General features: G+C 69.3%; 1 protein-coding gene. It reads left to right on the top strand.

Annotated elements, in window-relative coordinates; all coding sequences use genetic code 11:
- On the top strand, positions 1-336 hold a 336-nt coding region (locus H3T92_RS08160), incomplete at both ends, for an InlB B-repeat-containing protein (protein ID WP_198189890.1).

The raw sequence follows: 336 nt of genomic DNA, 5'->3' as shown, positions 1-336 counted from the left end.
TCCTCATCACGGGCAGGCAGGACGGGCAGCCTTTCGCCAGGAGCCTTGCGTACACGGTCGACCAGCCGCCGGCACGGGCTGCGGAGCCAGGATCCGCGTTCACGATCCGCTTCGACACGGGCGGCGGAAGCCCGAAACCAGCGGACCAGACTGTCTCATCCCCGTACGGGAGGGCGAAGCGGCCCTCCCCCGACCCTGTGCGGGAAGGCTTCCTGTTCGACGGCTGGTTCACCGGCGAGGTCGCCTACGACTTCAGCAGGCCCGTCGACAAGGACCTGACCCTGGCCGCCCACTGGACGCCGGCAAGCCGGAACAGCAGGTGGAGCATCAGCCCCG

This window comes from Bifidobacterium sp. W8112 (assembly GCF_016101425.1).
Lineage (GTDB): Bacteria > Actinomycetota > Actinomycetes > Actinomycetales > Bifidobacteriaceae > Bombiscardovia > Bombiscardovia apousia.
This window is presented reverse-complemented; position numbering and strand designations above follow the sequence as displayed.